At 65.8% G+C, this 17,573-nt stretch carries 13 protein-coding genes and 1 pseudogene; 7 read left to right on the top strand and 7 right to left on the bottom strand.

The window, feature by feature from the left end:
- Positions 1-363: 363 nt before the first annotated feature.
- Positions 364-1,287, bottom strand: coding sequence for a zinc ribbon domain-containing protein (locus QME70_03415; GenBank protein ID MDI6893657.1), 924 nt, complete (start codon positions 1,285-1,287; stop codon positions 364-366).
- 85 nt (positions 1,288-1,372) lie between these two features.
- Positions 1,373-2,620 (bottom strand): hypothetical protein, encoded by a 1,248-nt coding sequence (locus tag QME70_03410; GenBank protein ID MDI6893656.1) that lies wholly within the window; start codon positions 2,618-2,620, stop codon positions 1,373-1,375.
- Positions 2,621-3,051: 431 nt separating this feature from the next.
- On the opposite strand from QME70_03410, the gene QME70_03405 reads away from it, so the two are divergent.
- Both QME70_03405 and QME70_03400 read left to right on the top strand, forming a co-directional pair.
- A complete protein-coding gene (locus tag QME70_03405) occupies positions 3,052-4,368 on the top strand; it encodes a helix-turn-helix transcriptional regulator (protein ID MDI6893655.1) in 1,317 nt (438 codons plus the stop codon).
- A 727-nt stretch (positions 4,369-5,095) separates the two neighbouring features.
- Complete coding sequence (locus QME70_03400) at positions 5,096-5,671, top strand: flavin reductase family protein (protein ID MDI6893654.1); 576 nt, start codon at positions 5,096-5,098, stop codon at positions 5,669-5,671.
- A 186-nt stretch (positions 5,672-5,857) separates the two neighbouring features.
- Here the strand turns inward: QME70_03400 and QME70_03395 are convergent.
- The 4 genes and pseudogenes from QME70_03395 to QME70_03380 all read right to left on the bottom strand — a co-directional run bounded on the left by QME70_03395 (position 5,858) and on the right by QME70_03380 (position 10,010).
- Positions 5,858-6,571 (bottom strand): annotated as a pseudogene (locus QME70_03395) (CofH family radical SAM protein).
- Between the two features lie 171 nt (positions 6,572-6,742).
- Positions 6,743-8,329, bottom strand: coding sequence for an IS1182 family transposase (locus tag QME70_03390; GenBank protein ID MDI6893653.1), 1,587 nt, complete (start codon positions 8,327-8,329; stop codon positions 6,743-6,745).
- Between the two features lie 234 nt (positions 8,330-8,563).
- Complete coding sequence (gene arsN2, locus QME70_03385; GenBank protein ID MDI6893652.1) at positions 8,564-9,535, bottom strand: arsenic resistance N-acetyltransferase ArsN2; 972 nt, start codon at positions 9,533-9,535, stop codon at positions 8,564-8,566.
- Positions 9,492-10,010, bottom strand: a complete 519-nt coding sequence (locus tag QME70_03380; GenBank protein MDI6893651.1) for a MarR family transcriptional regulator — start codon at positions 10,008-10,010, stop codon at positions 9,492-9,494. The genes arsN2 and QME70_03380 overlap by 44 nt, the downstream gene beginning before the upstream one ends.
- Before the next feature lie 142 nt (positions 10,011-10,152).
- Between QME70_03380 and QME70_03375 the strand changes: the two genes are divergently transcribed.
- The 5 genes from QME70_03375 (at position 10,153) to QME70_03355 (ending at position 15,189) form a co-directional block, all read left to right on the top strand.
- Entirely contained in the window at positions 10,153-10,776 is a 624-nt protein-coding gene (locus QME70_03375; protein MDI6893650.1) for a DUF421 domain-containing protein, read from the top strand.
- Positions 10,773-11,312 carry a methylated-DNA--[protein]-cysteine S-methyltransferase gene (locus QME70_03370; GenBank protein MDI6893649.1) on the top strand — a complete coding sequence of 180 codons (540 nt, stop codon included), beginning with the start codon at positions 10,773-10,775 and terminating at the stop codon, positions 11,310-11,312. The genes QME70_03375 and QME70_03370 overlap by 4 nt, the downstream gene beginning before the upstream one ends.
- Positions 11,291-13,759, top strand: coding sequence for an endonuclease MutS2 (locus QME70_03365; protein MDI6893648.1), 2,469 nt, complete (start codon positions 11,291-11,293; stop codon positions 13,757-13,759). The genes QME70_03370 and QME70_03365 overlap by 22 nt, the downstream gene beginning before the upstream one ends.
- A gap of 311 nt (positions 13,760-14,070) precedes the next feature.
- Positions 14,071-14,808, top strand: a complete 738-nt coding sequence (locus QME70_03360) for a GntR family transcriptional regulator (protein MDI6893647.1) — start codon at positions 14,071-14,073, stop codon at positions 14,806-14,808.
- Complete coding sequence (locus tag QME70_03355; GenBank protein MDI6893646.1) at positions 14,809-15,189, top strand: hypothetical protein; 381 nt, start codon at positions 14,809-14,811, stop codon at positions 15,187-15,189. It abuts the gene before it with no gap.
- 139 nt (positions 15,190-15,328) lie between these two features.
- Here the strand turns inward: QME70_03355 and QME70_03350 are convergent, their stop codons facing one another.
- The gene (locus QME70_03350; GenBank protein ID MDI6893645.1) at positions 15,329-17,437 is read right to left on the bottom strand and encodes a sigma 54-interacting transcriptional regulator; all 2,109 of its coding nucleotides are present in this window, start codon (positions 17,435-17,437) and stop codon (positions 15,329-15,331) included.
- Positions 17,438-17,573 lie beyond the last annotated feature (136 nt).

Below are 17,573 nucleotides of genomic sequence, written 5' to 3'. Positions count from 1 at the left end.
GAATTACTTGGCGTTTTCGGGGGCCAGGTGGGTGAATTACGTGACATCCAACAACCTTAACCCTTCGACCAGGTTCATCCATGTGCGCAAGGCGGTGACCCGCACTCCGCTTACCAGAGCACCCGGTTCGCGCGAAGTCAGTCTGAGCGGCGCGAGGCTCAGCCCAGCGCAAAGGTAGGACAAGGCGCCTATCACAAATGCCCCCCGCGTCCCTGCCCACGCAACACAGATCGCGGATATAGCAGGCGCCACAAAACGAGCAATCGACCCTGTGCCCGAGATAACCGAGTTGGAGCCGGTCGTACAGCCAGACCGTCTGCTCCCGCGACACCGCATCCAAGCCCCCGCCCTGACACCAAGAAGCTACTTCGCGGTGCTCTGACCCGGCGTCAGTATCTCCGTGACTCGGGCAACCTGATCCAGCAACAGCGCCAGACGATTCCATTCCAACTCCGCCCGCAAGGTGTCGCCGGAGAGCAGGGAATCCCTGATACCTGCCATGTGGCCTCGCATTTCCTGATAGATCGGCAAGAGGGCCTGGTGCATTATCGCCTGTTCCGGAGGAGGCGTGATCCTAGCTATCTTCTTCACCGCCCGGTCAAAATCATCCAGATGCTTCGACAGTGAGCTCAGCTCCTGCGGTGTGGCGGGACGGGCTTCGTCCTGACCGAACGTCTTCATACCCTCGCCTATAAACTGAAACAGGGCCGCATGCGCCTTGCTCCAGAGCGCGGCGTTCTCCGTGGGGCTGACCGTCCTGTGTATGAATTCGGGCACTATTGCGAAGCCACCACCGATAACGAGCACGAGCGCAAGCGCCGTAATCCCGGCCCTGTACTTCCTACCCCGTGGGCGGGGCTCTTGCTCGTGGGTCTTCGGAGCAGGCACAGGAAAAGGTTCCCGACTCGTTCCCGGTTCCTTCAGATTATGACCGCAGAAGGGACAGAGCAGAAACTCGCTTTTCAGTTCTTTTCCACAGGCCGGGCACTCAACCTTCAGGGATAGACCACAGTAAGGGCACGCTACGTACTCGTCGAGAAGATCGCTGCCGCAGCGGGGGCACCTGCGCGAAGCCGTTGAGGTAGCCATCCCTCCTCCAACACCGGGCTTGCTGGCACCCGCCGGCCGTTTCCCCACCTGGAGCAAAGTTGTTAACAGCATGACGGCGCCCAGGCCAACCGCCAGGGCCAGGGAAATGCGGCCCTCGCTGGATCTCGTCACAGGGGAACCAGAGAGCGCAACCGTGATTGCCAGGGCGATCAAGGCGATTCCAAGAACGATACTCACGACGTGGCCAGCCCTCACGTGATCGCCCCTTTCCCCAGTGACATCGACGCACAAGCGGAACTCACTGGCTCCCACCGCCCGGCGGCTACGGGATTGAATAGAATTTGAGATACTCCTTTGAAGTCAGCAGCGTCTTCTCGCGCTGGATGGCCTCTATCCTGTCTCTTTCCATCTGTATTTGCTGTAGAAGCCGATTGCGATACTGTTCCGTCTGTACGTTAGCCTGAGCGAGACTGTCCTCCAGTACCCTTACTCTTGAGTCGGCCAGGTGTAAGTAAATAGCGTCCGCCGCCAGCTCGGCCACGCCTGCCACTGGTCCTACAACCTTGAGGCCTGCCTGCTTGGACGCCGCTGTCAGAACGCCGACAAGTCCATTGCCCGCCTTTTCCCAGTCCTCCTGCGTACGCTTGGACTTCAGAACGAGCGCTTGCATATCGTGGGCACCGGTTCCCACGGCCGTCAGGTCAAGAACGTTCTCAAGGCTCTCGCTCACCCGCCCGGCAGCCTCTTTAAGAAAGAATGAGCCAAGGTTCTTCACGGCTTCAGCCCTTTCGTTCCTTGCCTCCTTCAAATCGTCTTTCAGGGCGTTAATGATCCTTTGCACGCCCGTTTTCTCCCCGGCCTCCTCGAACAGCTTCAACCGCCGCTCCGCAGTCTCCAATCGCTTCGTCGCCGCACCCAAAGTCGCGTCCAGTGATCTCACCTGCTTTTTGACCTTTGCATCATAAATGGCCTGGGCCTCTTCATCCGTCAGGTCAGTACGCCCGTATAGCACCCACCCCAGCTTAAGCTTAAGGTCCTTACTGCTGCTGAGATCAACGGCGCCGCCCTGGGAGGGTGGCTCGAAACCGATTATGCCGGACGGTGGCGAAGTCGTTGACGACTTTCCAGGTTCTTCAGGTTTCGCCGGCGCCGTCGCTGTTTTAGACTTGGTGGTCTGCTCGGGTTTCGTCGTCGTCGTGGCGGGTGACCTGGTTTGTGAAACCTTGGTGCCAGCAGCAAGACCCGAGACCGCATCCGCCAGCAGGTTCAGCGATCTTACCAGACCCGGCACTGTGGACGACATCTGTATCAACTGCAGGAAGGTGTATCCGGTTTCCTGCCGGATCTGGTCATCCACGGCGTCCCGGTCGCTTGGCGGCAACGAGTTGTATATCTTTTGAAGCGCAGGCACATAGCCAGTTGCCAAACTCCTGTCCATTATCGCCCGTGCCTCAGGCTCCGACGACCGGTACGCCGCCAGGAGTTGAGCCAGTTGCTGGCGAAGGGACTGGAGCTGGGCCAGAACGTCCCCGGCGGAGTCAGAATGCGCGGGTCTCGGCGTCAACGCCATCGGACCGAGCACCGCGAGAAGAGACAGGGCAACAATCCGTAACCATCTTGACCGTGAGACAGCAGGTCGCGTCCTCATCGCGTCTCATCTCCCCACAGACTGTCCCGCAAGGTAGCAGAGTGCGAACGCTCCTGTAACCCCTTCTTATGGCTGGCTTCAGTCCCCATAGTATGCTGACCGTGCTATGGGCGGACTGCCCCCGACGCGTCCCAGAAATGGAAACGACCCCCGGCGGACCACTCCCACGCGAGGTAGCGCGCCGTTTCACATCCCGTTTTCTCTCGCCCGGGCAGTCCTCCCTCCGCCAGCGCGGGTAGTTTTTCGGGTAGTTTTCAGGTCCGCGGGGGTAGGGCCCGGTAGGGGCCCATAGCAGGAAATGGTCCGGTGCCATAGAATGGGTCTCTAGTGCCACGGCAAAGGACGCGGTAACGATGGGCGGGTTGTACCCGGCGCTGACCGGGCTGGCCATTGCGGGGTGGTTGCTATCCTTCCCGTTTTATGGCCCACTCGCCTTCAAACTCCTGCATGCCTCGGCAACCCTGAACGCCCACGCTTTTGCCCTCGGGCACGCGTTGGGGTTTCTTTTCTCGAACACGATCGTCTCGCGGCAGCCGCTTTCAGGCCGGGAGCCCCTCGCGGCGGCTGGGTTATCCGCCTGCCTGGCCGGCGCATGCGTGTTCATCCCCGGCCTGGCAAGGGCCCACTTCATTTACGCGCTCGCCGGGTTCGCCGCCGCCATCCCCATGTTGGCATGGGCGGGCCTCCTCACCCGCACGCCAACCCCTATCCCTCCCTTTGCCATTGCCGTGACCGGTGCCAACCTGTGGTGCCTGCTGGCCGGGCTCACTCCTGACGGGGGGCCATGGCCGCACCTGGCGCTGCTCGCCGGGAGCGCCGGGTACGTCGCGGCATCTTGCCGCCTGAGCCTTACCCCGCCTGACTCTGCCGCCACCCACCAGCCCTTCTGGAGGGAGGCCCGCCCACTCCTCGTATTCGCCGGCGCGACTTACCTCACGGGCGGCCTCATGTACAGCGCACTGGCACAGACGTCCGCAAGCCACTTCTGGCACCATGCGGGGCTCGCCTCCTACATCCTGGCCTTTTCCGGCGCAGCGTTGCTGGGACAGAGGGGTTTTGCCCGACACCTGCCGGCTCTGGCCTGCGCGTCACTCGGACTGGCAGCGCTCATGCTGACCGCCCCCACCCTGCGCGAGACGAGTGCGTCGCTGTCTCTGTCGTACAACCTCGCCATGGTGGGCCTTGCCTGCACGGACTTCTACTACTGGCTCGCGCTTCTCTCTTTCGCCCGGCGCGGGCACGAGAGGGCGTGGGGATACGGCCTGGGCTCAAACGTTCTCTTTGTATCGGGCGCGGCAATTCTCTGGGACAACACCAACCTGACCGCGATGGCGCGGCTTCCCCTCGCAGGCGTGATCAACGCAGCCGTGCTCTTCGCGCTCGTACCGCTGGTCTTGCCCAGGCTCGCACGCTTGCTCGAACCAGAGGTGTCGCCACCAACACCCGGCTCGGAGTCAGCTCCACCAGCGCCTCGACTGCGTCTTACCCGATCAGAGAAGCAAGTCCTCGACCTCCTGCTGGACGGCCACACCTACCAGGAGATCGCAGCCCACCTGTACGTATCGGTGAACACCGTCAAGTACCACATCAAGAACATCTACCGCAAGGCGGGCTGCCGCTCGAGGAGCGAACTCATAGCGAGGCTGGGGCCCACCCGCGGCAAATGGTGAACCACAGATAGCGAACAAACCGGCCACGAAGGCCTACACAGCTCCTCCCTTTCAGCCTGCAGGATGTCTTCCCGGATCGCGGCCGACACGGTCTCCCCGCATACGAGCTCTTGGGGCGACGTTGGGACTCCCCCGCGTGCCGCACGTCGAAATGAGGGACCACGGGCCCCGGTATCAGGCTGGGGCACCGCTTTCGAGGGGGAGGAAGGAGGCAAGGTTCCTGCCTTCAGAGCCCCTGGGGGAAGATGCGCTGCGGGCATTCCCCCGGTGGCCCGAAGGGACGGCGACCATCCCCAAGCCCGTGGAGCAGCAGGTGGTAGCCGAGCTGGTATCGGGCCACGGCTGCCGGCCGGCGCAGGCGGAGGCCATGGTGAGAGCGTGCGCCCAGCATGATCAGGGAGCCGCTGGAGGCCTACCAGGCCGAGTTCGGGATCATCTTGCCTACCGCGGGCACGGTTCTGGACATGGGCAGGGCCCTCACCGACTCAGCCACTTTGACGAAGCCTTGGTGAATCTTGCCTGGCACTTTACGCCTACCACCAGGAGAGATATGATGTTGACTGGTGGCCCGTGCAGCCTAGATTTTCCTGGGGATCTCCCGCCTCGCTTGCCCTGGACTTCCCCGAGGGTGTGTCCCGAGGGTGTGTCAAAGAAGGGGTCGTGAAGGCTGTTGGGTAATACCGGCAAATGCAGTACTAGTACAGAGAGCAGAGGGGGGCCGCGGTGTATGGTCAAGCGTTCGGTCGATCCCCAGCGTGGGTTCTTTCCCCAGCCCGCGTACCTCATCGGAGCTTTCCGGGAGGATGGCGAGCCGAATTTTACGCTGGTGACGTGGATCACGTTCTGCTGCGTGAACCCCCCGACCCTCATGTTCTCCTCGCGCGGCAAGAGGATGACATCGGCGTGCGTGTTGAGGACCGAACTGTTCTCCGCCAACCTGGTCACCACCGGCATGCTGCCGGTGGCTGACTACTGCGGCAACACCTCCGGATTCAACACGAACAAGTGCCTGGATACGGGGGCGTCCTGGTCGCGTGGCGTGGTCCTTGATGTGCCGGTGCTCGAGGATTCGCCCTGGATCTTTGAATGCGCCCTGGTGAGGACAGTGGAGCACGGCGACAGCGTCGTGTTCTTCGGTGAGGTGAAGAACATCCTCGTCGACGAACGGATACCCGATCCAGCGTACGGCAAGGTCGACATGGCCGGCCTCGATCCCGTTATATACGCGCCCGTCCACTACTACAACGTGGGCCAGCGGGTGGGCTCCGTTGGTGACTCCAAGCGGGTTTTCGCCCAACGATAACCGGTGACAGGGTAAAGGGGTAGCGATAGTAAAGCTCGTCTCTGGCGCGGCTTCTGAATTCAGGCGCCGTCTGGGCCAGGGCCAGCGTTGCCGATGGTTGTTTTTACGGCCCGAGCACGCTGCGAGATGCTCACAGTGCCATTACCTCCCCTTTCCTGGCGGTGCCGTAGCTACGGGGCACCCCCATCAGTTCGGCATCTGGTATGTCGTACTCCGCCGCCGCGGAACCCGGCCGATGGATTCAGCCAGCCACCGGAGCTCACCTTCCGCCATGGAGGCTCCCCAGGCCGACCCCGCAGACCGGGAAATGTGCTCCTCGATAAGGGTACCGCCCAGGTCGTTGGCTCCCGCCGCCAGGCATACCTGCGCCAGCTTAGGGCCCAGCTTGACCCAGGAAACCTGTACGTTCCTGATGGCGCCGCGCAACATGAGGCGCGCCACCGCATGAACCTTGACGTCCTCGAGTCCTGTGGCCCCGGGACGGCAGTGCCCCGACCTGAACAACGCTGTCCGCGGGTGCACAAAGCTCAGGGGCACGAACTCCGTGAACCCTCCCGTGGACTTCTGCATACTCCGGATGAGCGCCACGTGCCGCGCCCTGTGCTTGTTCGACTCCACATGGCCGTACATCATGGTGGCGCTGGTGGGAATCCCCACCCGGTGGGCTGCCTCCACCACAGATACCCACTGGGCCACATTCAGCTTCGTGGGGCAGATCTGCCGCCTCACCTCGTCATCCAGGATCTCCGCGGCGGTGCCCGGCATGCTGTCAAGGCCAGCTTCCTTAAGAGCCACCAGGTAATCGGCTACAGTCCAGCCCTTCTGCCTGGCCCCGTACCATACCTCGAAGGGCGAAAAGGCATGTATGTGAATGCCGGGCGCCCTCCGCCTGATTTCCCGGCAGAGATCTAGGAGTGCGCACCAAAAATGCCTGAAACGACCCCTCTAACCCCTGTTTCCAAGGAAAGATCTGGATCTCACCTGCTGGCGGGAGCCCGATGGGCCCCCGCGATGGCCTCACTTAGCCCTCGATCAGCCCTTCGACCACCCCTTCTGTCCCTGCATCCCTGCTCAAGCCGACACTACCCCCTGTACAGGGAGTTCCCCAGGCTGCTTGTCAAAGGCTGCCAGGAGGAGCTTGATGTCGTGAAGCACGGCTGCCATCATCAGTTGAAACTTCACCTTGATGCGTCCGATGTACCGTGCCTTGCGGGCACCGTGGCGCTTGAGATCACAGTTGATCCTCTCGATGTTCGCCCGCTGCCTGTACTCCTCCCGAAACTCGGGTGTCTTCTGCTCTTTCTTGAGGGCCTGCAGTACTTCCTCGCGGGGATGCACCCTGACCTGCCTGCCCAGCTTGCTCGACGTGCACTTGGCCCGCAGGGGGCAGGACGCGCACACCTCGGCCGGGAACCTGTACACGGGAATCTTGCGCCCGCGCTCATCCTTGCCCCAGGCGAGCGTCCTCGTCTCCTGCCCCGCCGGGCACCTCACATACCCTTCCTCCACGTTGATCTCGAAGTCGTCCTTGCTGAAGTGACCGTCCCGCCGGGGAGCAGGGGGGACGGGCGCCACCACCTCCACCCCTTTGGCCTGCAGCCTCTCCCGCAACTCGGGGTTACCAAAGGCGCAGTCACCCAGCAACTTCGGAGGAACCTGGCCAACCCGCGCCTTGTGCTGCCCGACCAGTTCCTCCGCCTTCTCCGCGTCAGGGGCATTGGCAGGGGCCTCTTCTATCCCCGTGACCCACTCGCCCTTCTTGTCCCCTATCACATGCGCCTTGTACCCGTCGGTCTTGTTGGAGGAGGTCTTGTGCCCGTGCCGCATCTCGGGGTCAACCGTGGATATCACCCGGTCCTTCGCCACCCCCCGGCGGATGCGTATCCTGCCCTCGCCGTCCTCCTCGATGTCCTGCTCCGCCACCCGCTCCAGGAAGCCGGCCGCGTTCTTCAGTTCTTCCGGGGCATCGCCCCTCTCGCGCACCGCCTTCACCAGTTTCCGGGCGTCCTTGACCAGGCTCTCCACCAGGGCCTGCTTCTCATCGGGGTTCGACCAGTCGATGGCCGGCTTCTTGGGCGAGCCGTAGTCCTTCCGCTCCAGGAGTTGCTCCAACTCCTCCCTGCACTCGTGGAAACCAGCCACCTTCAGCACCATGGCCACCGCCCTCCGGATGAGGGTGATGGTGTCCTGCCTGGCCGCCGAACCCTCCACCAGGAAGGTGTCCACGATGGCCACCGTCTCTCCCGAGATCAGCCCCCGCTCCTTCCCGACGGCCACCACTTTGTCAAGCAGCATCTTGGCGCCGTCAGCAGCCATCAGCCGCTGCCGGAAGCGGCACAACGTCACCGCGTCAAGCCCCGGGCCGTTGCGCGACATGCCCAGGGCGTACTTCACCCGGTCGTCGTACAGGGTGGCCTCCTCAAGCTCCCGGTCGGAAAGCTCCTTCTCCAGCTGGATGAGGATCGCGGCAGTGAGCTGGGCAGGGCTCACCGATGGCCGGCCGATGTCGGAGTAAAGCTGGGCGAACTCCCCGTCTTTCAAATTGCCTTGTTCCCAGGCCCAGCTGTGAAAGCGGGCCCAGAAGGACCTCTTGGGGATGCGGTCCATCCATCCCCAGGTGTCCTCCACGTGCCAGTTGGTGTTGACGTAGCCCAGCATCCTACCCGCCCACCTTGCCCGAAATCGTTGCTACGGTTGCATTTTACCATGTCCCGGCCCAACCGTCCAAACAGATGTTTCCAGGCGGATGTTTCCAGAAGTGGAAACCGGGCTCACGAGAGGGCCGCCTGATGGTGCTCGCAGGGGGTTTTGAAGCGCACTCCTAGGGTGGAGGAGACTGTCAAGAGCCAGGCAAGGGTCTGCTTCCCGGGGCGGTGGCCCCGCCGGGCGGGGTTACTTGCCGGGGTTCCGGTGAGCGATTGAGCGCATGGCGACTGCCGACGCCGGGCAGGCTCCCTGGAACTCGGCGGAGGCTTTCACTTCCGGGCACACCTGGTCCCGGGGAATCGCTTCGAAGCCCAGGGAGCGGAAGTATGCTTCCGCTCCGGTGGTGAGCAGGTACACGGGGGTCCCGGGGGTCAACCGGGCAAGCTGGGACGCCACCAGGCACCGGCCCAGGCCCTGATTCCGCCAGGAGGGTAGCACCACCAGAGAGCGTAGCAGGGCCGATGAGTGGTAGCGCTCGAGCCCCACCACGCCCACCACATTTCCGTCCGGGGTGCAGGCCAGGAGGAACGAGGGCAGGTGCTCCGCCACACCGGCGGTGGGCAGGCGGGCAGCGTCCAGGATGCGCAGCACCAGATCGATGTCCTCCGGCTGTGCCTCCCTGACCTGGAAGTCCAGACCGGGGGCTCCCGGCTTGCGGGCGGTGACCAGGGTGCTGGCCAGCCCGGCCGCGCAGTCGGAGGTCCGCAACTTAATGCTTCCCAAGCCAGCGCGCTCCAGGAGCCCGAGGTATTCGGTCGCCTCCAGGGCTCCTCCTATGCAGCAGGCCCATGCTTCGGGGGCACTCCTCACCCAGGAGGGGGGCCTGCTCAGCCACACCAGGTCGGCGATCACCAACCTCCCCCCGGGACGCAGGGCCCGGCAGATCTCCCTCATCACCCGTTCCTTGTCCAGCCCGAAGCCCGGTGCGGGAGCGACTCGCCGGGCGAGGGCAATTGTCTCCAGGCCCGGCCCGCTCCCCACGTCCAGCACCGTCTCCCCGGGGAAGAGCTCGATCAGATCTGCCAGGCGAGCGCAGCCCAGCCCGCTTGCATCCCCGGCGCACCCGGCCGACCCCACATGGCCGTGGGCTTGCGCATACCGCCGTGCCATCGCGTCATACCGGGCCAGTATCGACTGCTCGAGCTCTTTGCTGCCCATGACATGTTCCCCCTTTGTCCGCGCACCGGAGCAGGTGACCTTCCTGCTCCAGAGCCTCGACCACATGCTCGAGTGCCCGGAGGACGACCACTTGGCGGTGCGGTGGAAGTAGGCCGAGGAGGGACCGGGACCGGTCCAGCATGGTTTCCTGCACCTGCGCCCAGAGGTGTCCGCCCTCGGGCGTGAGCATCAGGCGCACCACCCTGCGGTCGGAGGGATCGCCTTCCCTCCGCACCAGTCCCTGCTGGACCAGGGCGTCCGTGATGCGGGTGACCGCGCTGGGGTCGACACCCAGCCGGGCGGCCAGTTCACCGGGCGTCAGCCCTTCCTGTGCTGCCAGCTCACCCAGCGCATGGCACTGCGACAGGGTGATACCGCAACAGGCCGCATCGCCCCGTTCGAGCAGGCCGATGCCCCGCACCAGCCGTCTCAAGAGCTCGCGCAGTCGCTGGGCACGCGCATCCCTTTCCCGCAAGCGCCCACCTCCAACCCCATGATAATGACAACTATTGATCATGTCAAGTATCTGGTTGCGTTCGCGGGCGTCCCGTTGCGCGTGCCCGGGGATGGAGGGCCTGTTCCGCCCGTGAGCGCATACTAGGGTCGAGGTGGCTACCTTGCGACCGATCGCCACGGAGATACTCCGGCTGGTGTGGCAGGCAGTTATCCTGTACGTAGTGGTGCTGTTCATCGTCCGCCTGATGGGCAAGCGATCTGTAGGAAAATTGGCACCATTCGATCTTGCAGTGATCATCATGATAGGCGAGATGGTGGCCATCCCTGTCACCGAGGAGAGGGCCATTTACCACGGGCTCATCCCGGTCGTGGTGCTGGGGCTGCTGCAACTCCTCCTCACCTGGGCCAACACCAAGTCCAGGACCCTGGAGAACATCACCCAGGGCACCTCCACCCTGCTGGTCAAGGACGGCCAGCCCCAGATGCAGGGTCTGACCCGCGAGCGGGTCACTCTGGAGGACCTTGCCATCGCCCTGCGGGAGAAGGAAGTCGAAAACCTGGCGGACGTGAAGGAAGCGTATCTGGAGCCCACAGGCCAGATCAGCGTACTCAAGCAGAGGGATGCCCAGCCCGTCACTCCCAAGGACGCCCAGCTCCTGACGCTCCAGCGGCTGGATCAGGTGCTGCAGCAGAACCTGGAGCGCACCCGGCAGGAGATCCACCGCCTGCTCTTGAAAGCAGAGGAGGGAGAGGCCACCAAGGCGGGGGGAGAGGGCGGAGGATGACGGCAAGGTCAATTCGGGTGGTGAGGACACCGTGGGGGTTTGTGGGGATGGCCGCCTCGTCTCGAGGGCTGGAGGAGATTACCCTTCCCCTGCTCTCACCGGATGAGGTGCGCCGGGAGCTCGGCTCCCTCGCGGCGGGTGGGGTGGAGGGCCATCCCGGCTCCCCCGCGGCGGGCGGGGCGAGTGCCTTCCTCGACCGGGCGGCCGCGTGGTTGGAGGAATACTGCCGGGACGCCCGGGGCACCTCCCCGGTGCCGGTGGAGGATCTGGCCTGGGAGCGCGTGTCCGCGTTCGCGGGCCGGGTGCTGCGCCTGCTCCTTGAGATCCGGGCCGGCGAGACGCTGACCTACGGCCAGGTGGCCGCCCGCGTGGGCAGCCCGCGGGGCGCGCGCGCCGTGGGACGGGCATGCGCGGCCAATCCCTGGCCGCTGCTGGTGCCGTGCCACCGGGTGGTGGGCAGCCGGGGCCTGGGCGGTTACGGGGGTGGGCTCGACCTGAAGGAGGCCCTTCTGACTTGGGAGAGGAGAAACCGGTAGCCGGGCAGCATACGCTGCGGGTGCTTGAGTACGACAGAATCCTGGGCCAGCTCGCCGAGCACACCTCCTGGCAGGGGGGACGGGAACTGGCCCTGTCTTTGTTGCCGTCGCCCGATGCCCCCCGGGTCGAGGAGAGCCTGGAGGAGACAGCGGAGGCCGTCGCGCTGGACGACGAGGGGTTTTCCCTGGGCGGGGTGCGGGACGTACGCCGCCAGATCGCCCGGGCCCAGGTGGGCGCTGCTCTGGAGCCATCGGAGCTGCTGGACGTGGCCGCCACCCTGGCCGCCTCCCGTCGCGTGAGGCGCCTTCTGGAAGAAAATCGGGAGCGCGCTCCCCGGCTTTCCCGGTGGGGGGCGGCGCTGGTCAGCCTGCCCGACCTGGAAAACCGCATTACGAGCGCGATTACCCCCCAGGGGGAGGTGGCCGATGAGGCGAGTCCTCGCCTGCACCGCATCCGGCGCAGCATGCGCCTCCTGCAGAGCCGACTGCGGGATCAGATGGAGTCCTACATCAGGTCGCCCCAGTTACTGCGCCACCTGCAGGAGCCCATCATCACGGTCCGGGACGGCCGTTACGTGCTGCCGGTGAAGATCGAGGCCCGCGCCCAGGTGCCGGGCATCATCCACGACCAGTCGGCGAGCGGGGCCACCCTGTTCATCGAGCCCATGGCCACCGTGGACCTGAACAACGAACTGCGCCGCCTGGCTGCCGAAGAGCGGGAGGAGGTGGCCCGCATCCTGGCCGAGCTGTCCGGCCGGGTGGGTGCCCACGGCTCGGACCTCCTGGGTGCCCTGGATGCCCTGGCCCACCTGGACCTGGCCCTGGCCAGGGCGCATTACGCCCGTTCGCTGGCGGCCTCCCGGCCCTCTCTGAACCAGGACGGCCGCCTCGACCTCACGGGGGCGCGCCACCCACTGCTCGGGCGGGGCGCGGTCCCCATTGACATCCGGCTGGGTCAGGAGTTCGACACCCTGGTCATCTCCGGCCCCAATACCGGGGGCAAGACGGTGGCCCTGAAGACGGTGGGCCTGCTCACCCTCATGGCCCAGGCCGGGATGTACATCCCCTGCGGGTCCGGGAGCGAGGTGGCTGTGTTCCGCCGGGTGCACGCCGATATCGGCGACGAGCAGTCCATCGAGCAGAACCTGAGCACCTTCTCTTCCCACATGCGCAGTATCGTGGCTACCATCGAGGACGCCGCCCCCGGCACCCTGGTCCTGCTGGACGAGCTGGGAGCGGGTACCGATCCCGCCCAGGGAGCTGTGCTGGGCATGGCCATCCTGGAGCACCTGCAGCGGGCGGGATGCCGCACGGTGGCGACCACCCATTCCGGCGAGCTCAAGGCCTTCGCCTACGCTCACCCCCGCGTGGAGAGCGCGGCAGTGGAGTTCGACCCGGTGACCCTGGAGCCCACCTACCGCCTGCGAATCGGCACCCCGGGATTCTCCAACGCCTTCGCCATCGCCGCCCGCCTGGGGTTGACGCCGGAGATAGTGGCGCGCGCCCACTCCCTTCTTTCCCCCGATCAGCAGCGGGTAGAGGCGTTGCTGGCGGGACTGGCCGAGGACCGCTCCCGGGCAGCCCAGGAGCTGGAGGCCGCCCGCCGCGCCCGCCAGGAAGCGGAGACGGCCCGGCAGGAGGCACGGCGCCTGCTCGCTTCCCTTCGCGAGAGCCAGGAAACCACCCTGGCCCGGACGCGGACCCGCGCCCAGGAAATGGTGGAGGGGTTGCGCCGGGAAGTCGAGCAGGTGAGCCGGGCCCTGCGCCAGGCGGCCCGGGAGGAGGATCGCCGCGGCCGGGAGGCCGCCCTGGAGGAGGCCCGCCGTACCCTGCGCCTCCTGCGCGAGCGCTCCCAGGCGCTGGAGGCCCCGCCCGCCCGGGCTCCCGGCGACAGCCCGGGACCCCTGCCGGCATGGCTCGACGAATCGGTTCCCCCACGGGCATCGCCGCCTGCAGGCCGGGAAGCGGGGGCGGAAACCGCGGGCGTGGCGGCGCGGGGAGGAGAACCCCTCCTGGCCGGCAGCAGGGTGCGCCTCCTGGAGTCGGGCCGCGAGGGCTACCTGATTTCGCCCCCCGACGCCGAGGGCCGGGTCGAGGTGCAGGTGGGCATCATGCGCACCCGCGTGCCCCTCGCGGAGGTGGTGCCGGCGGAGACGGCCGGCCGCCCGGCCGGAGACCTGGCCGTGCGCAAGGCGCGCGAGGTCTCTCCCGAGCTTCACCTGCGGGGGATGCTGGTGGACGAGGCCCTGGATGCCCTGGGTAAGTATCTGGACGATGCCATCCTGGCGGGCCAGAAGACGGTGCGCATCATCCATGGCAAGGGGGCCGGAGTCCTCCGTCGCGCCGTGGCTGAATTCCTGAGCAACCACCCTGAGGTAGAGTCCTTCCGCCTCGCCGATGCCAGTGAGGGAGGCGAGGGTGCCACCGTCGCCCGCCTGAAAGGGTAGCCTGGCGGCCTTCCGCCGGCGCGGCGGGCGAGTCCCGGTGTGCAGGCCGGCTGGCAGGCGCCCCGGGACGGGACAGGCCTGGGGTTGAGGGTTGAAGAATTCGCAGAGATCAGGCGAGCCACAGAGAAAGGTGACGTAGTGAGGCGGTGGCGTGATTGCACCGACTGTGGAGGCGCCACAGGGTCCGCCATGCTGCTCTGGTGGAGTTGACTGCCCGCCTCAGAGTGGATACGATACCGTTAGGGTAGACGGTATACCGTATACTCCGTGGGTAAGGGCAGCAGTGAAGGTGTGCGACGAGGTGCAGGCGGTTGGCCAGCCTGAGGCTTGAGATCCCTGAATCGGTTCCCCTGCGTGACCGCGCCTACCAGGTGCTGCGGGAGGCCATCATCTCCGGCCAGCTTGCTCCGGGCGAACGGCTGGTAGAGGCGAAGCTGGCCCAGGAGATGGGCATCAGCCGTAACCCCGTGCGGGAAGCGCTGCGCAGGCTCGAGCATGAGGGTCTGGCCCGGCGCCATCCCCGCGGTGGGATGGCGGTGGCCGGGGTTGACCTGCGGGATGTGGCCGAGGTGTACGCCGTGCGCAGCGTCCTGGAAGGCCTGGCCGCCCGGCTGGCCGCGGGCAGGCTGCGGGCGGAGCACCGGGAACGCATGGCAGCGTCCATCCGGGAAGGGGAGGAGGCCCGGCGGGGGGGAGACCTGGATCTCCTGGTGCGGACCAGCACCGTGTTCCACAACACCATCATGGAAGTGGCGGGTAACACGCGGCTCGCCTCCCTGATGCAGGTGCTCGATCACCACATCTCCCGGTTCCGCCGGCTCAGCCTGCAGGCCGAGGGCAGCCCGGCGGAGGTGCTGGAAGAGCACCGGCACATCCTGGAGGTACTGGAACGGGGAGACGGGGCGGCCGCGGAAGCTCTCATGCGCGAGCACCTCGAGCACTCGGGTCGGCAGATCCTGCGTTTTCTGGGCAGGCAGGCGAAAAACGGTTTCGCGAGCGGGCAGGGTAACGTGGTACGGTTGGGGCAGGTCGGGCAGGGAGGCGGGTAGATGGACAACATCCATATCGCGCTCGGGCTGGCAGTAACTGTAGCAGGATTGGTCGCAGCGATGAGCATTCTGTTCGCCCTATCCAAGGTGGTTGACCTCGCCTCCCGGCAAAGAGAACTGAACCAGGGTCGAAACGTCGATGCAGCCAGGGTCGCACCACAGGCAGCACATGCCGCCCCACCTTACGCAGCAGAGGAAGATGCCCGAGACGAATCAGGCTACGCGGAAACGGACGTAACGGGCACCACGGCAAGGGAGCAGGGAGCGTACGTCGCCTCATCTGACAGGACCCCTGCCCGCTCGCGTTCATTGCACCTGCACCTTCGGCTGGCGGGAAGCGACTACGACGTCGAGGTGCAGCAGGTAGGACAGGCAGCCTGACAGGCCAGGTTCGCCAGCACGACATCGGCTCTCCGCAGGTTCCCCCCGCCAGGGGGGCTTTTCTTTTCCTTCCCCCCGCCTGCTCGCGCTGATGCAAAGGAGCTACGGCTGAGGTTTCAAGGGAACTGCGGCTGAGCTCTCAGGTAATGCCGTAACGCTTGATCTTCTCGTACAGCCGCGAGCGGCTCATCCCCAGGAGCCGGGCCGCCAGGGCCTTGTTTCCCCCGGCCTGTTCCAGCGCCCGGCTGATCGCCAGCGACTCCGCTTCCCTCAGCGTGTCCCGGATGGGCGCGCTGGAAAACCGGTGAGCGGTGCCCGACCGCCCCGGGTCCGGGAGGGCCGGGCCACCGGCCACGGCATCGGGGAGGTGCCAGGCTTCCAGAGTGTCTCCCAGTTCCAGGTTGAGGGCCCGCTCGATGGCGTTTTCCAGCTCCCGCACGTTGCCCGGCCAGTCATGGCGCAGCATGGCCTCGGCGGCCTGGGTGGAGATCTCGGGCAGGCGGATGCCGGCCAGAGAAGCGTAGCGCGCCAGGAAGTGGCGGGCCAGGGGCAGGATGTCCTCCCGGCGATCCCGCAGGGGAGGTACGTGCAGGCACACCACGTTCAGGCGGTAGTACAGGTCTTCGCGGAAGCGACCCTGCCGGACCAGGGCCTTGAGATCCCGGTTGGAAGCGGCCACCACCCTTACGTCCACCGGAATGGCCCCGGTACCCCCGACCCGCACGATCTCGCGATCCTGGAGTACGTTGAGGATCTTGGCCTGCAAGGCGGGCGACATGTCACCCACCTCGTCGAGGAAGAGGGTGCCGCCGGAGGCCAGCTCAAACTTCCCCGGTTTACCGCCCTTACGGGCTCCCGTGAAGGCACCCTCAGCGTACCCGAAGAACTCCGACTCCAGGAGCTCCTCCGGTACGGCGGCGCAGTTCACCTTCACGAAAGGGCCGTACCGGCGGGGGCTTGAGCGGTGAACGGCATGGGCCAGCAGCTCCTTGCCGGTGCCGCTCTCGCCCAGGATCAGGACGGTGGAGCTCCCCTGGGCTATCCGCTCTACCTCGCGCTTGAGCCGCTGCATGGCCTCGCTCGCGCCCACGATGTCGTCCAGGCTGTACCTGGCCCCGCCCGAGCGCTCGAGTTCCCCCTTGTAGTAGGCCACCTGGCCTTCCAGCACGTCCAGCCGGCGCGCCAGGCGGCGCAACTCCTCCAGGTTGCGGAAGATGATTTTCTCCACCGCTCCCACTACCCGGCCATCACGGGCGATGGGGAAGCGGGATACCACATACCTGCGCCCGCGGATGTTTTCCACCCGGGCGTATTCCCCCACCCCCCGGCGCAAGACTTCGGGAAGATGGGTTCCCTCCAGCACCTGGCTGCAGTGTTTCCCCAGGACGTCTTCGCGACGCACCCCCAGGAAATCGGCCATGGCCTGATTGACCATGGTGAGCACGCCCTCTTCGTCCACCACGGCGATGCCGTCGTATGCGGTCTCCAGCACGGTCTCGAGGGTTTCCTGCAGGCGGCGGGTGGTTTCCAGCTCCCGGGCCACCGCTTCGTAGTCGGTGAGATCCTCGATCACCGCGATGGCGCCCATCACCTGCTCGCCCAGGCGGATGGGGGTGGTGTTCACGATTACCCGCCGCCCGTTCCCGAGTTCCAGGCGCCGGCCCAGGACCGGTTCCCCGGTGGATAGGACGGCCGAGAGGGGGGCATGAGGCATGGGTTCCGCCACCGCCCTGCCCACCAGCTGGGACCGGGTGCGTCCGAGCAGGACGGTGGCGGCCGCGTTCACCAGGGTGACGCGGCCTTCGCGATCCACCGCCACCACCCCGGCGTGCATGGCCTCCAGTACCCCGAGCAGTTCGCCGGTCAGGAAGTCGGTTTCCCGCAGCAGGAGCCGGATCACATCCACCTTGGTGAGCATGCCCACCGGGCGGCCATCCTGCTCGCACACCACCACCTGGCCCACCCGGATGCTGCGCACCTGGTCCAGCACGGTATCCACCGAGGCATCGGCTCCGATGGCCACCACTGCTGCGGACATGTGGAAATCCACCGCCTCCTGCAGGCTGCAACCTTGCAGCAGGGCGCGGTAGAAGTGGGACCGGGTCAGGATTCCCACCAGCTTGCCCTGGCCGTCCACCACCGGCACCCCGTCCGCCTTGGCATCCCCGAACAGGCGCAGGGCCCCCTCCAGGGAATCCCAGGGGTGCAGGGTGCCCCGGACGGCGGACATGACGTCACGCACGCGCACCGCCGACCCTCCGGTAAGTGACAATCGGGTGCACCGGCGCCGCTGCGGCAGGTGGCGATCAGGAGCACCGGCGCCCCTCCGGCAACTGGCAATCAGTGAAATGATTCTACATACGTTCCTGCGATCCTTTGCCGGG

It is taken from the genome of Bacillota bacterium (genome assembly GCA_030019365.1).
Taxonomy (GTDB): domain Bacteria; phylum Bacillota; class Sulfobacillia; order JACIYH01; family JACIYH01; genus JACIYH01.
This window is presented reverse-complemented; position numbering and strand designations above follow the sequence as displayed.